Origin of the sequence: Spiroplasma endosymbiont of Polydrusus formosus, assembly GCF_964263245.1 — a bacterium.
In the GTDB taxonomy this organism is placed as follows: domain Bacteria; phylum Bacillota_I; class Bacilli_A; order Mycoplasmatales; family Mycoplasmataceae; genus Spiroplasma.
The window spans coordinates 966,413-983,304 of sequence record NZ_OZ181656.1; the positions used below are offsets into that span (position 1 = coordinate 966,413).

At 23.1% G+C, this 16,892-nt stretch carries 20 protein-coding genes and 1 pseudogene; 16 read left to right on the forward strand and 5 right to left on the reverse strand.

Annotated features, from left to right (window positions below):
* Window positions 1–676: 676 nt before the first annotated feature.
* The 3 genes from ACE38S_RS05040 to ACE38S_RS05050 form a co-directional block, all read right to left on the reverse strand.
* Window positions 677–931: a hypothetical protein gene (locus ACE38S_RS05040; protein WP_374696664.1), complete on the reverse strand. Its 255-nt coding sequence runs from the start codon at window positions 929–931 to the stop codon at window positions 677–679.
* 1,612 nt (window positions 932–2,543) lie between these two features.
* A complete protein-coding gene (locus ACE38S_RS05045; RefSeq protein ID WP_374696665.1) occupies window positions 2,544–3,125 on the reverse strand; it encodes a nucleoside 2-deoxyribosyltransferase in 582 nt (193 codons plus the stop codon).
* 280 nt (window positions 3,126–3,405) lie between these two features.
* Window positions 3,406–3,534 (reverse strand): hypothetical protein, encoded by a 129-nt coding sequence (locus tag ACE38S_RS05050; RefSeq protein ID WP_374696666.1) that lies wholly within the window; start codon window positions 3,532–3,534, stop codon window positions 3,406–3,408.
* 2,380 nt (window positions 3,535–5,914) lie between these two features.
* Between ACE38S_RS05050 and ACE38S_RS05055 the strand changes: the two genes are divergently transcribed.
* Both ACE38S_RS05055 and ACE38S_RS05060 read left to right on the forward strand, forming a co-directional pair.
* Complete coding sequence (locus tag ACE38S_RS05055; protein ID WP_374696667.1) at window positions 5,915–6,070, forward strand: hypothetical protein; 156 nt, start codon at window positions 5,915–5,917, stop codon at window positions 6,068–6,070.
* Between the two features lie 160 nt (window positions 6,071–6,230).
* Window positions 6,231–6,359, forward strand: a pseudogene (locus tag ACE38S_RS05060) (IS3 family transposase); the annotation flags it as partial.
* Window positions 6,360–6,949: 590 nt separating this feature from the next.
* Here the strand turns inward: ACE38S_RS05060 and ACE38S_RS05065 are convergent.
* Window positions 6,950–7,174, reverse strand: a complete 225-nt coding sequence (locus ACE38S_RS05065) for a hypothetical protein (RefSeq protein ID WP_374696668.1) — start codon at window positions 7,172–7,174, stop codon at window positions 6,950–6,952.
* Between the two features lie 341 nt (window positions 7,175–7,515).
* On the opposite strand from ACE38S_RS05065, the gene fba reads away from it, so the two are divergent.
* From fba to ACE38S_RS05080, 3 genes are all read left to right on the forward strand, one after another.
* Window positions 7,516–8,415 (forward strand): class II fructose-1,6-bisphosphate aldolase, encoded by a 900-nt coding sequence (fba, locus tag ACE38S_RS05070; RefSeq protein ID WP_374696669.1) that lies wholly within the window; start codon window positions 7,516–7,518, stop codon window positions 8,413–8,415.
* 453 nt (window positions 8,416–8,868) lie between these two features.
* The gene (locus ACE38S_RS05075; RefSeq protein ID WP_374696670.1) at window positions 8,869–8,997 is read left to right on the forward strand and encodes a hypothetical protein; all 129 of its coding nucleotides are present in this window, start codon (window positions 8,869–8,871) and stop codon (window positions 8,995–8,997) included.
* A gap of 1,284 nt (window positions 8,998–10,281) precedes the next feature.
* Window positions 10,282–10,389 (forward strand): lipoprotein, encoded by a 108-nt coding sequence (locus ACE38S_RS05080; RefSeq protein WP_374697148.1) that lies wholly within the window; start codon window positions 10,282–10,284, stop codon window positions 10,387–10,389.
* Window positions 10,390–10,586: 197 nt separating this feature from the next.
* Here the strand turns inward: ACE38S_RS05080 and ACE38S_RS05085 are convergent, their stop codons facing one another.
* Window positions 10,587–10,838, reverse strand: a complete 252-nt coding sequence (locus tag ACE38S_RS05085) for a spiroplasma phage ORF1-like family protein (RefSeq protein ID WP_374697149.1) — start codon at window positions 10,836–10,838, stop codon at window positions 10,587–10,589.
* A 690-nt stretch (window positions 10,839–11,528) separates the two neighbouring features.
* Here ACE38S_RS05085 and ACE38S_RS05090 point away from each other — a divergent pair.
* The 11 genes from ACE38S_RS05090 (at window position 11,529) to ACE38S_RS05140 (ending at window position 16,533) form a co-directional block, all read left to right on the forward strand.
* Window positions 11,529–11,852, forward strand: a complete 324-nt coding sequence (locus tag ACE38S_RS05090) for a hypothetical protein (protein ID WP_374696671.1) — start codon at window positions 11,529–11,531, stop codon at window positions 11,850–11,852.
* Between the two features lie 173 nt (window positions 11,853–12,025).
* Window positions 12,026–12,367, forward strand: a complete 342-nt coding sequence (locus tag ACE38S_RS05095; protein WP_374696672.1) for a hypothetical protein — start codon at window positions 12,026–12,028, stop codon at window positions 12,365–12,367.
* Window positions 12,368–12,428: 61 nt separating this feature from the next.
* The gene (locus ACE38S_RS05100) at window positions 12,429–12,599 is read left to right on the forward strand and encodes a hypothetical protein (RefSeq protein ID WP_374696673.1); all 171 of its coding nucleotides are present in this window, start codon (window positions 12,429–12,431) and stop codon (window positions 12,597–12,599) included.
* 258 nt (window positions 12,600–12,857) lie between these two features.
* Window positions 12,858–13,031, forward strand: coding sequence for a hypothetical protein (locus ACE38S_RS05105; protein WP_374697150.1), 174 nt, complete (start codon window positions 12,858–12,860; stop codon window positions 13,029–13,031).
* A 131-nt stretch (window positions 13,032–13,162) separates the two neighbouring features.
* Window positions 13,163–13,633, forward strand: a complete 471-nt coding sequence (gene greA, locus ACE38S_RS05110; RefSeq protein ID WP_374696674.1) for a transcription elongation factor GreA — start codon at window positions 13,163–13,165, stop codon at window positions 13,631–13,633.
* A gap of 428 nt (window positions 13,634–14,061) precedes the next feature.
* The gene (locus ACE38S_RS05115; protein ID WP_374697151.1) at window positions 14,062–14,157 is read left to right on the forward strand and encodes a hypothetical protein; all 96 of its coding nucleotides are present in this window, start codon (window positions 14,062–14,064) and stop codon (window positions 14,155–14,157) included.
* 514 nt (window positions 14,158–14,671) lie between these two features.
* Window positions 14,672–15,259: a hypoxanthine phosphoribosyltransferase gene (hpt, locus tag ACE38S_RS05120; RefSeq protein WP_374696675.1), complete on the forward strand. Its 588-nt coding sequence runs from the start codon at window positions 14,672–14,674 to the stop codon at window positions 15,257–15,259.
* Between the two features lie 322 nt (window positions 15,260–15,581).
* Window positions 15,582–15,656, forward strand: a complete 75-nt coding sequence (locus ACE38S_RS05125; protein WP_374697152.1) for a helix-turn-helix domain-containing protein — start codon at window positions 15,582–15,584, stop codon at window positions 15,654–15,656.
* A 106-nt stretch (window positions 15,657–15,762) separates the two neighbouring features.
* Window positions 15,763–15,915: a hypothetical protein gene (locus ACE38S_RS05130; RefSeq protein ID WP_374696676.1), complete on the forward strand. Its 153-nt coding sequence runs from the start codon at window positions 15,763–15,765 to the stop codon at window positions 15,913–15,915.
* A 5-nt stretch (window positions 15,916–15,920) separates the two neighbouring features.
* Window positions 15,921–16,103, forward strand: coding sequence for a hypothetical protein (locus ACE38S_RS05135; RefSeq protein WP_374696677.1), 183 nt, complete (start codon window positions 15,921–15,923; stop codon window positions 16,101–16,103).
* 187 nt (window positions 16,104–16,290) lie between these two features.
* Window positions 16,291–16,533 (forward strand): hypothetical protein, encoded by a 243-nt coding sequence (locus tag ACE38S_RS05140; protein ID WP_374696678.1) that lies wholly within the window; start codon window positions 16,291–16,293, stop codon window positions 16,531–16,533.
* Window positions 16,534–16,892 lie beyond the last annotated feature (359 nt).

Genomic DNA, 16,892 nt, shown 5'->3' on the forward strand with positions numbered 1-16,892 from the left:
ACAAAAACATTTATTTTTTTAAAATATTCTTCACAATCACATGATTTTATAAATTTTTCTTTTTCTTATTTTTTCATTACTTATTTCCTCCAAATTAATATCCATAATTAAATTATCAATATACTCATAATCACTATCTTATAAATGACATTCTTATAACGTCATATTAAATAAATCATCTTCTATATAAACAGAACCATTTTTGTCTTTTCATATATTGTTAATAATTTATCACCCCATAATCTGTTTATTCATATTATAAATAGTTAATTATTAAACATTTAACCCTATCAATTTCATATCATTTTAAATTTAAGTTAAAATTTGTTGGCAATGAAATATTACCACACGTTGTTCTTAATTACCAAATTTAAGATATAAATTTAATTCTCAACTCATATCATAATAATTATCAATTTGTGTATAAATAATATCTTTATTACTAATTTTTAATGCTTTATTATTAATTTATTTTTCATTTAAGTAATTACTAATATAATATGACATTTTTTATTACTCCTAATTCTTTCTACTTAATACTCAATGTTCCTGGGTTATTTTATCTGTCGAAATTAGATAAACACGTAGCCTTAGTTATTATAATTTACTTTCAATTTTTTTATTTAACTTTTTCATAATTACTTATATTAATTTATTTGGTTTATTTTTTCTCAATTTATAATATTTTTCAACCATTTGATGCTAAATATAAAATATCATTAATTTTATAATGTTGCATATATGAATTAATAACATCTCATTTATCTTCAAATAAATTTAAATACATTTTTGCACATTCTAAACATTGCAAATCATAATGATTTTTATGATGTGAAATACGACAATTAACAGGTTGACAATTAACTCAATCAAATGATGTTGTTATTTCATTTCAAGTTTTATTAATATACAAACCTTTATATTCTGTCATTATATTTCCTCCTATTTTTAATTCGTTGGCACTCACTCCCAAGTGAAAGTGCCAAAACGATAATTAGTTATATAAATATTTATCTATTTATTTACTACACCACCCGCTTCACTGGAGGTGAGCGGTGGCGATATATTATTTAATAATCGACAGTTGTTTTTATAAGGTAAAGCCAAATAATTATCTCTCTTTATCCACACCATTTTAGGTCAAAACGTTCAGTTTTTAAAATAAATTTACTTACACCTTAAAGAGATTGGTGCTATTTTTGTGGTTTTTAAAACCGCTGCCACTTCTAAGAAGTAATATCTATCGCAAATTTATTTATAAAGTGTCCATCTCAATATTTATTGTCGTTTGATGTTGACCTTGCACTTAGCACGACTATCGCTTAGTTTAAATATAACTTGCGTCGATTTACATATTTCCTCATACACTATTTCAGTACTTGCCTCGGCTGGCTGTGGTAATGAGTTTAAACTCATGTTCTTATGGAAGTACTTAATTATTTAAAATAACCGTTCCACACTTGCATTAAGTTGTTTTATAAAATCAAAGTTTTAAAAAACCAGTTTCTCAATCAAAGATAATTTTTGAATTTTCTAGTTTCTGATAAAATAGCTTTTGTTTTTTATCTTTTGTACGATTTAATAAATATTTATGTTTTTCACAAGTTAATAAAACTTTATTTGATAAAAATTCTTCGATAATGAATGATATTGCTTTAAAAATATTAATTTATAGTGATTATCAATATCACAAATTTCATGTTGCTTACCACTTCCTACCATCATCTCCCTTCCTTAATATTAAGTTTTTTTATTTATTAGCAAATTAATTAACTAAAACAAAGAAATAACAAAACTTCACTTTAAAATTGGAGAAAAAACAGGTACTTTTTGTAAAGATTTTTAAGATATTTAATAAATGTATAATACAACTTAAATAAGATAACAAAAAGTTGCAATAAAAAGTTTCTATTTTAATAATTTAAGATAATATCCTTTCTCTTAATCAATTAATAATTTTGATTTTTCAATTAAATGAACCCTTTTAGTAAATGGTTTAGTTTATTATTTTTATTCAATTTCCGAGTTTTTTAAAAACCTTATTTTTTATTCGATCTTAAATCCTAACAATTATAAATGAAAAAATTAAAACAATAACAACCGCCGCAATATGTGACTATACTTTTCCTTTTAAAACAAAAACTACACATAATTATGGGAATTATTCCAACAACTACAATAATTAAGTAAAAAAATATACCACTAAAGTATATCAAACCCAACTCCATAGAGTATTGTCGTTGTGGCAATTAATGATATTAAACTAAAAATAGCAGAAAACCTTAATCATATTTACGACATAACAATTGAAGCAATACATTCTGCCCGACATAAATTATTCGGTCTTTTCCTTTCAAAAACATTTGTTTGGCCATTTTCAATATAATTTATTTCCATTTAAATTTTGTATGCTACTTTCAAAATAAATCAGTTTTTTCATTAGTTAATCTGTAATCAAATATTCAAATATTAAATTTTGACACAATTTAATTATAAAAAAGTCAACTTTTTCAGTTAACTTTTTCGTAATTCGGATAATTATTTTAATTTTGACAATCAAAACCATTGTATAACTTATCTTCTTTAAAGATATCCTTAATATCATATTTTTTTCGATAATCAGCGATTTCTCCCATTTCAATTGCCCCAATTGCTTCACGCGCCATCTTATGTGAGTCGCATAACGTAATTTGCGGAATATCACCACTATTTAATGGTTCAAAATATAATGCACCAGTGATCATTTCATTTAAACCAAAACCAGGACATTCTCCTTTTAAAATTCCTTGTTGTAAACGAAAATCAGAAATCACTGGGAATAAATATTTATTCTTATTATGCAAGGCTTGCTCAACCACTAAACCAAATTCCATATGTGTTCCTGAATCTCATCCATCTAATTCAAGAATAACATAATCAGCGTCCGTTAATCCTGCATAATCTAATTCAAAAATTGATTTATTTGTTGGACGAACTGTTTGATTTGTTTCAAAATCAACAGGATTACCAATCACAAAATCTGGAAACATTTTGCGTAATAAATCGCCTTCTCGTTTTCTTGTATTTCATTGGGCTTCAGTAAACATACTACCTGCATTATAAATTACTTTTTTATTATCTTTCATATTATTTTTCTCCTTTATTGATTAATTATTGTTTTAAATTTTTTAAGTTTTTCCAAGTCAAGACCTTTACTATTAACACATCTGGTAATAAAAACCCCAACGGCGATTAAATCTCATATCACAATCTTGTTGCCTCTTCGTAATTTGTTAAATTAATTCCTCCCAACGCCATATAAACTTTTGTGGAAAAAATATTTTAATTGTTTTAATAAAATTTAATTTAAATCTGTTGTTGGAAAATTTTAATAATTTTCCATTTTGTATTAACAATATTGTTAACTTATTGTAATGTCATCGCTCATGGAATATATAATAAATTATTTTGATGACAACAACCACTAATTGCTTGATTAAAACTGACCCGACTAAAAATTGCGCTCCGGCTTCCGTAGCTTGTATTGCTTGGCATAATGTTAAAATTGTTCCCGCCCCAACTAATGTTGTTGGATATTTATATCAATAAAATTTAATTAATTATTTAACATTAGGAATCATAAAAATTAATTATAAACATTTTACCTGTAAGGTAATTAACTGTTTACAAATTTGTTGCGCAACAGCATAAATATAATTTCGAATTACATAAAAAGTTTTATAAGTTAATACTTTTTCTAATATAATCATTATTCTGCCAAATATGTTGTAATTCTATTAATAATTGAAGTTTAATTTAAGAGTTTATAATTGATGACATCATCAGTGTTTCATGATAAACCATAGTTATCAACCCCTAACAACTAAACCAGTTTTTCAGCAAATTTGTATCAAACATAATCATTTGAAAATTCCATTGCAATTACTTTTGTCACTTTTTTTTGAATAATCTTTTCTTGATAATCCTTTGGTTATTGTTCAAATAATTCAACACAAAGCATTGATACAACCGAATGTTTTTATTAATTGTGTTAGCATCGACAATTGATGGAGTAATCTGGGTCCCTGTTACAATAATAATAGCGTCTAATGGTTTTTGTCATTTTTTGCAACAACAATATAACCACCTTTAAGTTGTTTTTTCTCAACATGTTTTTGTTAATTGATATAGCATATCTTGATGGGCATCCTGTGCGATGAACTGGTAAAAAGCCAAATTATTATTAGGTTATTTTTTTTTTTTTTATTTTTATATTAAAAAACATAAATTTATTTGCATTATTGATCGGGCAGTATCTTTAAATTAAAAATTTTTATCATAAAAACAGATTTTTTACTGTTTTACCTACACAAAATAAACGATATTTTTTATAAATCATTTCAATAAAAGGATTATCTGGTAAATAATTTAACAATATATAAATTTGCCGTTTGTATCTACACATAACCTTTAAAACAATAAAATATTCAAATGTTATTAGCATTTTAAATTACATTTTATTTTACTTAATTATTAATTAATTATTATTATTTTATTGTCTTTTAAATAATTCCTTTAAATAGTATTATTACTTTAAATTAACAACTAAAAACGCTTTTTGACGTTTTTCAAATTATTATTTAATAGTTTTCACTAATAAATAATTAATTATCATAATTAATTATCCAATACCATAGATAATAACTATAGGTGTGGCATATCATCAATGTTTTTTATATCGTTCTACTGTCTTTGTTTCACTTTACTAACTAATTCTTCTCAATAAATTATTTCTCAATAGAACTATCTTATCTTTCATCCTCTTTACTGTTGCTAGGACAGCCTGGTATTAACATCTAATTTCCGTAACATCCAAAATTGCTTTTTAAAGTTGTTAAAGTAATAATATAAAGTTTGGTTTTAAAATGCAAGTTAAAATTAACAAATTATTGGTTACATAAAAAATAAGGGTTTTGGAAAAAAATCGTAAATTGAATAAAAAGACGTTATGTACGATGAACCAGCAAAAAAATAAATTATTGTTAGGTTATTTTTTTTATTTTTATATTAAAAAACATAAATTTATTTGCATTATTGATCGAATGTTATCTTTAAATTTAGAACTTTTATCATAAAAACAGATTTTTTACTGTTTTACCTACACAAAATAAAGGATATTTTTATAAATTTCTTTTCAAATAAAGGTATTATTCGATCAATAATGCAACTATCAAAATTAATATTTTAATGCTTAAAGATTGATAACTCATCTATGGCACGAAGAATTAAAAAATTGTGAAAGCGAATGGATTTACTCCTATTTATTTCTTTAATTGTAAAAATTAATTGTATTTAATACAAAATATTTAATAAAGCGTCCTAAATATATTTAAAATAAGATTAAATTACAAAAATTTATTTTTTTTGAAAAAATGGTTGCAATTTATTAAAAATATTTTATTGTAACCTATCCAAACATATTTAATTTAAAAAAAGAAAGATATTATCAATCAACAATTATTGATGAATATACTAAAGAAATAGTTGATGTAAAGTGATCTAAATATAACAACAATAAATTAGTAATGGATAATTTAAATGATGCAATTAAAAAATAAAAAATTAATAAAAAAAGATCTGAATGGCATAATAATTCACCTTAGATCACGGATATCAATATAAATTCGCTATTTATCACGATAAATGTTTATCTAATGGTATTATAATTTCAATAAGGAAAAAATACTGATGTGCAGATAATATTGTTATATAAGGTTTTAATTCATTATTTAAGAAAGCTACAATCAATAATAAAATATATAATTAACACGAAGAATATATAAAAGATGTTATAAAATGAAATAATTTATATTCAAACCGTAAAGAAAAAGATATACTAAAAAATAGTAAATACTTTTTATCAGTACTTACTAAAATGAGTGCGGTCTTACATTATCTTTGTTTATTAATTTATTTGTTTAATTTTAAAATAATTGGCTATAGTGTCGAGACAAATAAAATAGTACAACTAGTGCAAGAAAACCTTTTATTAAATTACAAGACCATTAAAACAAATTACGTTATTTCATAATAACTGGAGTAATGAATTTAAAAATAAAATAATTGATAATACCTTAAATATTTTTAACACCAAACAATCATTAAGCAATAAAGGAGGGCGCTATCCTTATGATAATGCTGGGGCTGAAAAAATTTACAAAAGTTTTAAAAAATAATTTGTCAAGAGGCAAAAATTTATAAATTTAACCCAATTAAAATACAAATTATTTGACTTTGTGCATTGATATAACAATATTTTAATTCATGGTAGTTTAAATTATTTAATACCTGTTGAATTTAGAAAACAACAGTCCATATAAAAAGTGTCATAAAAAGGGTTACTAATCCAAACATTATAATTATAATATAAATAAGATTTAATTGCAATTATATAATTTTGTTTGTTTTTATCTAAAAAACAAAAATCATCTGGCACTGAAACACACCAAGTTTCGAAACGAATTTTGTAACTTTTTCAGTAAATTTTTTATTAACACATTTCTTTGAAGTGAAAATATTAGAAATATACTTATTTGGATTTAATTGATTTAATATTTGCGATTAATTTTTAATAATAATTTATTATGTATTCATATTTATTTTTTTATAATAAAGTTGCTGTTTTTTGTTTATTATTTAATTGTGTTATTCTTTTTAACCCCCCATTGTGACGATTAATTGTAATTTCTATATATTAAAAAAATATAATTTTTATATTTTCGACGCTAATACTGGTGTAAAATTACTTTATTTAAATAAATAATGTATTTTTTTAATTTCTTCAACGTGTTTTTTATATTATCGTTGTTTTTCTTTGTCTAAATTGACGAACCAGTTGCGTTTTCACTCATTGTGTAATTTAGTAAATTCGTATTTTTTATTTTATAACGCCAGTTTGTTCGACAATAGTTTATATTCTTTTTTTATCTTTAGTTATATTTTCAAATCAGCCACTTTTTCAGTGTTTTTCTAACTGTTTTAATACAATTCGACCAGTATTTTTCAATTTTTCATTTGGTTCATGGTTCATAATCAATGTTTGTATCAACATAACTGACTCTTCGCATAAGTTCGCATCATTTCTAATAAATAAAAAAACAGGTGGGGTGGTTTTTGTTATTATATCTATACACATTATGATATAAATGTTATAAATTAATAATAACCAATGGAGTAAATTATATTAGCACTATTTAAGTGGTTTGTAGTTGCTTAATGAGTTTATAGAAGAATGATGGTGGTGTCATTTTTTTGTTTTATTTATTTTAGTTAATTGTAACATTAATTATTACAATAAATTTATTTATTTGTCATTTTTCTTTAAAAAATAAAAATGACAAATAACGGTGCATGCTAACTATTAGTATATTATAAATTATAAAATAAAAAACATAAATTTATTTTTTTACCGTATTTTTTAAAATAAAAAGTTTATAATATTAATGTAACATTTTATACTAGAAAGGAAAAGAAATTATGGGACAAAAATATCATTCTAAATTAGTTAATGCTAGTGAAATAATTAAAAAAGCACGCCAGAATAAATACGCTGTTGGTCATTTTAATATTAATAATCTAGAATGAACAAAATCTTTATTAGAAACGGCACAAGAAACAAAAACCCCAATTATTTTAGGGGCTTCAGAAAGAGAAATTAAATATATTGGAGGATATAATTTAGTTGTTGCTATGGTTAATGCTTTATTAGATTCATTAAACATTACAGTTCCAGTAACTTTACATTTAGACCACGGGCAATCAGTAGAGAGTTGTAAAACAGCTATTAATGCTGGTTTTTCATCAGTAATGTATGATGGTAGCCACCATCCGTTTGTTGAAAATCTAAAAAACACCAAAGAAGTAGTAGAGTATGCAAAATTAAATGCTGTTTCAATTGAAGCGGAAATCGGAACTATTGGCGGGGAAGAAGATGATGGTGTTGTTGGTGCTGGGGAAATTGGTGATCCAAAAGAAGCGGCGGAAATGGTAAAAACAGGAATTGATTTTCTTGCCGTTGGAATTGGTAATATTCATGGACCATATCCAAAAGGATGACCAGGTTTAAACTTCCAAGCATTAGAAGATATTCAAGCTGCGGCAAAAATTGGGATGGTTTTACATGGTGGTAGTGGAATTCCACAAGAGCAAGTTAAAAAAGCGATTTCTTTAGGAGTTAGTAAAATAAATGTTAATACTGAATTACAAATTGCTTTTGTTTCTGCAACTAGAAAATATATCAAGGAAGGAAAAGACAAACCAGAAAATGGTAAAGGATTTGATCCACGAAAATTATTAAAACCAGGATATGAAGCAATTAAAGCTACATTTGATGAATTAATATCATGATTTGGATGCAAAGGTAAAGGTAAGGGATAAAAAACATTTCATTTTTGAAATGTTTTTTATTTATAATTTTATGTTTAAATAGTCTTAATAAGCGATTCAAAGACAAAGTTTATTAGAAAAAGGAGTTTATTAGTTATAGTTCAAAAATTTAGCAATGTTTATCATTTTTCAACAATAACAAGTTTAGCGGCAGGTAATTTTGATGTCGTGGTTAGTTTTGCAAAATTATTACCTTGTTTTAATAATTTTGGGTTAGGAACTTTTGATCATTTAGATGGTTAATTAATTGTGTTAGATAATATATAGGCTATCAACTAAAGTTGTATGGAAATGTTAATAATGTTACGACTGATATGACAAGTCCATTTGTTGTAATATCCTTTTTAAAGATCATCAAAAAATTAATATTTCGGAGTAAACTAGTTATGAAGAAGTTCAAAAAATTATTGTCAAAAATTTACCAAGTTTAAGTTTATTTTTGTGGTGTTAAAATTACATAATTATTTTTATAAATTAAAAACAATAACTGTTTCACAACAAGAAAAGCCGTATTCAACTTTGTTACAAGCATCCGCGCGGGTAAAAAAGGAATTATTAATATTAAAGATGTAGAAAGCGATATTATTGGTTTTTAAACACTATTTTTTGCTAAAACATTATGGGTTGGTGGTTTTCTTTGTCATTTTATTAATAATGCAAAAAATACGATGGTCGTGTTTTTGAATTTTAGTTGATGACATGGGTTTTATAATGTAAAACTAAATCATAAAAAGTTAATAAAGTTATAACAAATTAAAAATAAAAAACAATAATAACAAAAAATATTAAATTAAAAATATTGTTTTTAATATTTATTTTAATGTAAAATTTCCCAAGCAAGGTCTGGTCTAATTGTAGTATTTAATATATCTAAAATAGATTTTAATCTACTATGAATATTAATTGATGGATCATTTTGAACTAATCAACATATTATTATATTTCTATTTATTCTTTCTGACGAGGCATATCAGCATCGTAAAAATAAACTCTTATTTTAAAATGTTTTTCTATTGTTTTTAATCTATAAAATTATTTTCCTATAGGTTAAAATACAACTAAATTTGCTAATACCAATTTGATTAATCATTTTAATTAAAATTGTTAATACAATAATTGCCTTTTTATTAAATAAAAAATGATAAAAAATATTTTTGATTTACAATTTACTAAAACTAACAAATGAAAATCACCACAATCAAGAGTATCCATTTCTCAAATTATATTAAAACTTAAATTATCTCCATAATAATTTAAAAATTACTTATAATCTCTAATATTAAATAATTTTCCACGATTATCATTTTTTTTCCATTTTTTTGTTTTTATTTTTTTATTTTTAAAATATAATATTTATTTTTTTAAATTAAAATAACCTAATTTAATATATTTATACATTGTTTTAAACATACACCAAATTTTACATAAATTATATTGTAATTCATACGAATTAATAATATTTTGTGGCGAACGATCAAAATTATTATATTCATTAGAAAAATGACTTAATTATTGTGAATTTAAAATTTAATATTTACGACACTGTTTTTATTTTTATCATATATCTTTTGTACTTTTGCAAGCATTATAATCATTAATATTATCAAAAATATTTAATTGTTATCAAATAGTTCTATAATCTCTATCCGTTTGCTTAACAATTTTTCGAAATATTAATTGTTCAATTTTTCTTTTTAAATAATTAATTATTTTTTAATTTTTCCAAATTTACTATTTCATTAATATTTAATCTTTCATATTTTTTAACACTTTACCTCTTGAAATATTAAAATATGTTATAACTTATATATATAATAATTATAACATCTTAAATAAAGAAATAAAAACACGAAAAAGATACTTAGTATTTTAGGAGTAATCGGATTAACAGCAACAAGTACAACAACATTAATTAGTTGTGAAAAACAAAATAACAATAAAAACGAAGGAAGTAATAAACTATAACCTAAACATGAACCAAAAAACTACAATAACCACCAAAAAATAGTAATTAAAAATCAATAATTTTATTCATTAATTTTCAATTATTTTTCAATTAAATAAACTTTTTGTAAATCTGTTATATTTGCTTTTAATTTATTTAACATTTGAGTTAAATTTTTTTTATTTGTAAAAAAATAAATAAAATTTGTTAATTTTTTTTATTTGTAAAAAAATAAATAAAATTTGTTAATTTTTTTTAAAAATTGTTTTTTATCAACATTATAAAATTTATTAATGTTATATTGTTTAACATAATTATCTCAATTTTTATATAAATCCACAAATTTATCACTAAGCTTATCGTAAGAAATACCAATTGAATAACTATCTTTTAAAAAATCTAAATATCATTTATTGTTATAAGTTAATGATTTTGATGTTTTTAAAGTAGAGTTAATAAAGTAATTTATTTATGATCAATTTTCAAAAAAACTACTGCGTAAAAACGTTGTATTAATAAAATTAATTTAATTAATAACAGTTTTTACACTTAACTTTTTTCTTATTTTTTCTGTTGTTTGTGATTGATTGTTTTGTTGTAGTATCATTGCACATAATGATAAAAAATAAATCAATAATATTGGTACAAAGAAAAATAATACTAAAAACTTACACATTATTTTTTACCAATTTATTTTTACGATTTTCTTTTATTAATTTGATAATTTGGTTAAATAAATAACCATAAAAATAATAAATTATTAAAATATATCATAATATATCAAATCATAAACCATAAATTATATAACCATTTATACCAGAATATTTTTCTTTTAATTATTCAATCATTGAAACTGTATCTAATAAACACATAAGTATTAATTAAAAATTTATAATAAGATACAAAATTAAATCAAATCAAAAAATAAATAAACCATTTTGTTTCTTTTCTTGTTTATTTTCTTACTTTTCTTTTTTAATGTTGGATAGGTTCCAATAAGTTTGACCATATTTATGTGGACTTTCAAATAAAATATAATTATTAAGAAAGTAGGAATATAAAAATAGGGAAGAAATTCATCGATATATGAATTTAAAAACAAATTGTTTTACTTTATCAAAATGGCAAAACAATTCTTGAAATTTTTAAATAATATAAGGTGTCAAAATCAACTATATATCAGTTAATTGAAAAATTTCATAATTCTGGATTTTTTAAAGCAAAAGATAATCGCACTGTTGAAAAAATGAACTTTGATTGCCTTGCGAAAATAATTAATATAATTATAAATGAAAAACAACCTTTTAAAGCAAGCGGCGCTGATAATTGGCAAAAAATAGAAATTATTAACAATAATAAAGAAAAATATTCCATGCGAAAAATTGGTCAAAGAGGATTAAACGAAAATAATAATGGAATTTTGATACGAAGTTTACCAAAAGGAATAGATTTATCAATATTTTTTTCAAGATGACTTAAATAAAATAGCATTAAAAACAAATTCAATGCCAAGAAAATCATTAAATTATAAAAATTCATTGAATTTAATGCAAAATATTTAATAAAACACCCTAAATATATTTACAATTCAGGAAATAATATTGTTGTTACAATTGGATCAGAACTAGATAGTGCAGTTATTGGGTTATTATTGAATTGTTATTTATTGGCTTTTCAATTAGTTTTTCCACAATTTGATACCTTACGTATTATCGTGCTAGATATCTTCGTCAAACGAAAAATAGCCAAACACTAAAAGTTAAATTATATGCTGAATTTGAGGTAACAGATGATTTAAAATATGTTTCACTAAAAATTAGTCAAGAAATTAAAAGTTATTTAAAACGTAATCAGGTTTTATATCAAGCAATTAATAATCCTAATTATCAAAATACTCGGTATATGTTAGAAGAATTAGAATTTATTGTTGCACTGAAACCAAAAACCTTGATGAGGATAAAAATCCATCCAAGGATGCCGAATAATAAAACAATTTAATGAAATTTAAGTTGTTTTATTTATAATATATTAAAACAATAATAAATGAGGGATTGATTAAATGACAATAAAAGAAGAAACAAAAGTACAATTATTGATAATTGCTGGTGAAACTGCCAGCGGTAAAACAACTGTAGCTAATAAAATTGCGGAAATTTTACAGGGCAAAAAAATTGTTTATTTAAAAATGGATTTTTATTATAAAAAATTAGTTAATTTAACATTAACATAACGTAAAAAAATTATTTTTATTCATCCAGATGCCCTTGATTTAGAATTATTAGTTAATCATTTACAATTATTAAAAAACCGCCTGAATATTCAAATACCCAATTATGATTTTACAACCTAAAATCGTTCAGCAAAAACAACCGAAATAAAAAGTGGCGATGCTGTTATTATTGATGGAATTTTAGGATTAACATTAGAATAAATTCGGGAATTATACGATATTAAAATTTTTATTAAAATAGAAAATTATATTTGTTTTATTAATCAGTTAACGCGAGATTTAGCAGAACAAGGACGTACGGCGGAAATTATTATTCAACAATATTTAACACCCGTTAAACTAATTTATGAATATTTTGTATTGAGCCAAGTATTAAATATACGAATATCATTCGTACCATATTACCATATTACGAAGGAAATGAAATTGTAATTGATATGATTGCAACCAAAATTAAGGCACCATTATTGGAAAAAAAATAAAAAAAATCACATTATTATCTTTTTTAAGGTATAATAATCATTGTTGTAATTTAAAAACAGAGAAGAATGAAGAGAAACACAATGAATGAAGAAATTTTGTTAACTAAAGAGGGAATTAAAGACCTACAAGAAGAATTAGATAATTTAATTAATGTTGTCCGTCCCGAAGTTATTGAAGAATTAAAAGAAGCTCGTGCCCAAGGAGATTTATCAGAAAATGCTGATTATGATGCAGCGCGTAATCGTCAAGCGGAAGTTGAAGGTCGAATTAAAGAAATTGAGTCATTATTAACAAAAGCAAAAGAAATTAAAGAAGTTAAATCAAAAACAGGAATTATTAAATTAGGAAGTACCGTAACTTTTACTAATTTATTAATTAATAAAAAATATGAACTTAAAATTGTTGGGGTGGTTGAAGCGAATCCTTTTGAAAATACAATTTCAAATGAATCACCAATTGCAAAAGCAATTATTGGAAAAAAAGGTGGTGATTTAATTGAAATCAAAGGAATTCAAGAACCATATAAGGTTAAGATTTTAACTGTTGAGTAAATAATAAATTAAGTAATTTTAAAATTACTTTTTAAGAAACCACAAACATTTTGTATTTTTGGTATTTACATTTTTACAAAATAAATTTTATTAATATTTTAAATAAGGGGTTGAAATTTATGCAAACAAAGCAATATTTAATTTTGCGGTTGTTAGTGAAAAAATATGAACAAAGATAATATTATTAATATTGTCAATAAGATTGAAAATGATATTTAAATTAAAAAGTAAATAATAAATTATCCCGCGTAATTTATTATCGGATAATTTATTTAATATTTTTTTAAATGGAACAAAGCAATAACAGAGGAGCGAGTTTATAAATTTCAATTTTTTAATTTATTGAAAGGAATTATATCACACTAGTATGATTAACATAAATATTTAGTATTTTTATTTTGTTAGGTATTTTTGCTTGAATTGGTTTATTGATTTATCAAAAAGTTAGACAAATTCAAGATAAGAAAAAAGAAAAAAATAAATTGAAAAGAAGAATGATAGAAAATAATGAATTTTTAACATAGGCAGTTACAAAAATCGGATTTGTGGTGATGGAATTAATTCCATTTGGATTACTTATTAGGCGTCCTGTACGATGAACCAAAAAACAATTTTTGTGAGATTATTTTTTTTATTTTTATATTAAAAAACATAAATTTATTTGCATTATTGATCGGGCAGTATCTTTAAATTTAGAACTTTTATCATAAAAACAGATTTTTTACTGTTTTACCTACACAAAATAAATGATATTTTTTATAAATCCTTTTAATAAAAGTATTATTTGGTGAATAATTTAACAATATATAAATTTGCCGTTTGTATCTACACAGCGCCAATATAATGGACATTGTTAATTACAACTTTTTGTAATGCTTTAAATAAAGGAAAGGATGAAAAAAGTTAGGTTTTATTGCTACCGGTTTTCTTTGTATTTTTTTAAAAATTAACTTTCTTTTAATTAAGGATTAATTATAATAAATTATATTATTATAATTACATTATTTAAATTGGATTATTAATAAGTGAGGCAGAAAAATGAAAATACACCCCCTTGTGAAAGAAGTTTTAATTACTACTGAAGAAATTAACCAAAAATGTTTTGAATTAGGTCAAAAAATTAGCCATTATTATCTTAATGAACATCCAACTCAATATAATACGATTTTATGTTTAGGTCTATTAAAAGGATGTATACCTTTTATGGCGAAACTTATTACTCAATTAGTTGGCGTTGAATGTGAAACCGAATATATGATTGTTTCATCTTATTTTGGTGGTGTTAAAAGCAATGAAACACCACAAATTTTATTTGATTTACCAATGTTAATAACAAATCGTGATATTTTATTAGTCGAAGATATTATTGATAGTGGTAAAACAATTAAAATGATAAAATACTACTTATATATCAAAGGAGCACGAAGTGTTAAAGTTGTTACTTTATTAGATAAAAAATCTGGTCGTAAAGTAGACTTAGTTACTGATTGATATGGATTTGATGTTCCGCCGGATTTTTTAATTGGTTTTGGATTAGATTACCAAGAACGATTGCGAAATTTACCATATATTGCGATTATTGATCAGGATAAAATAAAAAATTGAAAATGAACAACAAAAAGATAACTTAAAAAGTGTATGACTAAAAATAGTCAACTATTTGAAAAAATAAATTGAAAAAGTAACGACAATAATGATTACAATTAATATTATTATTATTACAATTTTTTTATTGTTTGCCGTAATTCCTTATTTAGGCTATATTACTATTGGACCAGCTAGTTTAACGTTAATGCATATTTTATTTTTAATTGGGATGTATGGATATGTTCCAATAAGTTGGATCATATTTATGTGAATTTTCAAATAAAATATAATTATGAAGAAAGTAGGAATATAAAAATAGGGAAGAAATTCATCGGTATATGAATTTAAAAAACAAATTGTTTTACTTTATCAAAATGGCAAAACAATTGTTGAAATTTTTAAGGAATATAAGGTGTCAAAATCAACTATATATTAGTGAATTAAAAAATTTCATAATTCTGGATTTTTTAAAGCGAAAAATAATCGCACTGTTGAAGAAAATGAACTTGATTGCCTTGCGGAAAGAATTAATCTAATTACGAATGGAAAAACAACCTTTTAAAGCAAGCGGTACTAATAATTGGCAAAAAATAGAAATTATTAACAATAATAAAGAAAAATATTCTGTGCGAAAAATTGGTCAAAGAGGATTAAAATTAAAGATAGTAAAATCAACATATTACTATAAAAATTAATAAATGTGGCTATAGTTGATATTAATAATTATGAACAAAAAGTTATCAGCGCATTTAAGCTAATCGCAAAATTTATGGATCTTGTAAAATTAAAGCTTTTTAAATCAGAAAGATATTATCTTATCGCGAAGAAAAATTCACCAAAATTATGATTAAAGATTAGTTATTATCTAAATACACCAAATTAAAATATTGTAATCATAAGTTGGTGGTTAATAACGACGAAATTAGCAACGTTTTAAACTGTTAATTTAATAAATTTAATAATAAACAAACAACCTAATGAAGTTGTTGTTAGTGATTGAACATATGTTCAAGGTGGTGCTAAATGACATTATCTTTGTTTGTTAATTGATTTGTTTAATCGTGAAATAATTGGCTATAGTGTGTCGAGACAAACAAAATAGTACAATTAGAGCAAAGAAACCTTTTATTCAATTACACAAAAGACCATTAAAACAAATTACGTTATTTCATACTGACTGGAGTAATGAATTTAAAAATAAAATCATTGATAATATCTTAAGTACTTTTAACACCAAACAATCATTAAGCAATAAAGGCTGTCTTTATGATAATGCTGGGGCTGAAACAATTTACAAAAGTTTTAAAAAATAATTTGTCAAGTAACAAAAATTTATAAATTTAACCCAATTAAAATACAAATTATTTAACTTTGTACATTGATATAACAATATTCGAATTAACGGTAAGTTTAAATTATTTAATACTTTGTTGAATTTAGAAAACAACAGTCCATATAAAAAGTGTCTTAAAATTGGTTGTTAATCTAGTATGTCTTATATATTACAATTAATTTAAATTTTTAATTTGAGCAGGTTTAATTTATGGCCTTATTTTGGGATTATCATCATTAATTAAAACACTTATTTCGCAAAGGATAACTAGTTTTATTTTTCTTAATCCGTTATTTTTCGTTGTTCCAATTGTTTTAATATAACTTTGTATTGGGGTTT